Source organism: Vibrio sp. 779(2023) (genome assembly GCF_033344285.1).
Taxonomy (GTDB): domain Bacteria; phylum Pseudomonadota; class Gammaproteobacteria; order Enterobacterales; family Vibrionaceae; genus Vibrio; species Vibrio alginolyticus.
The window spans coordinates 1-1,215 of the sequence record NZ_JAWPOM010000152.1 but is presented as its reverse complement, the minus strand read 5'-3'; the positions used below and the strand labels follow the sequence as shown (position 1 = coordinate 1,215).

At 45.5% G+C, this 1,215-nt stretch carries 1 protein-coding gene; it reads right to left on the bottom strand.

All coding sequences use genetic code 11. The features are described from left to right. Positions 1–1,182, bottom strand: a 1,182-nt coding sequence (gene rlmKL / locus R8O70_RS25675; RefSeq protein ID WP_318184521.1) for a bifunctional 23S rRNA (guanine(2069)-N(7))-methyltransferase RlmK/23S rRNA (guanine(2445)-N(2))-methyltransferase RlmL, incomplete at its 3' end; no start/stop codon positions are given. Between the last annotated feature and the right edge of the window lie 33 nt (positions 1,183–1,215).

Here is a 1,215-nt window from a genome sequence, read left to right as displayed (position 1 = left end):
TTGAGTATTGGTATCTGCACCTTTTACTTCATCGGCACTACGTTCTGCGATGCTGTAGTTTTTTTGGTGACACGGTAACGCACCATTGTTTAATTTGAATTGCTTATCTGCGCGCATGCGAAGACAGCTCAGCAACTCATCTGAACTAGAGAAGATAGACGCTTTGCAGCCACCAAATTCTGCTTTCAATTGGCCACCAAACGCGGTGTAAAGCGCAATCAGACCTGGCTCTGTACCCAAACGTTCGCCGTAAGGTGGGTTAGATACAATCACACCATTTTCAAAACCTGCAGGTCGCGTAATAGTTGCCGCATCGCCTTGAGCAAACTCAATCAGTTCCTCAACCCCTGCTCTGCGAGCGTTCTCTTGTGCAACTTTCAGAACTTTCGGGTCGTTATCGAAGCCAAAAAACTTAGCGTCAACTTTCTTGACGCCGCGTCTAGCCTGAACGTTTGCTTCTGATTTGATTTCAGCCCATGTATCTGGCTCAAAGTCTTCAAGTGATTCAAAGCACCATTGCTTTCGTTTTACACCAGGAGCCATATTTGCAGCCATCATAGCCGCTTCAATCAGTAACGTACCAGAACCACACATTGGATCGAGAAGTGGCTGATGACCGTCCCAACCACAACGCATAATGATCGCCGCTGCTAATGTTTCACGAAGTGGTGCACGGCCAGATTCCGGACGGTAGCCACGTTGATGAAGGCCACTGCCTACCATATCAACACCTAAGATAGCTTTATCTTTGTGAAGGCGAACATGAACGCGAATATCCGGACGTTCTTTGCTGATGTTTGGTCGAGGTAAGCCTTTCTTCTCAAAGCAATCAACGATGCCATCTTTTACTTTCATCGCGCCGTACTGACTGTTGCGGATCTCGCGGTTGGTACCGTTAAAGTCCACAACGAAACGCTTAGAACTGTGGAATTGATTCACCCAGTTAATTGACGAAGTAGATAGGTATAGATCCATGTCGTCGTTACAAGTGAATTCAGATAAAACACGTACAAATCGTGATGCCAAGCGGCTCCACAAACAACAACGATAGATTTGCTCATTCGTGGCTTTAAATTTTACGCCCGCCTGTACTGGTTTCGCGTTTTCAATGCCTAGTTTAGTCAGTTCTTCAACAAGCAGGTTTTCCATGCCGTTTGAAGTTACCGCGAGATATTGATTCATAGTGTTCTTTCGTTAATAAAAAATGGCCTTAAT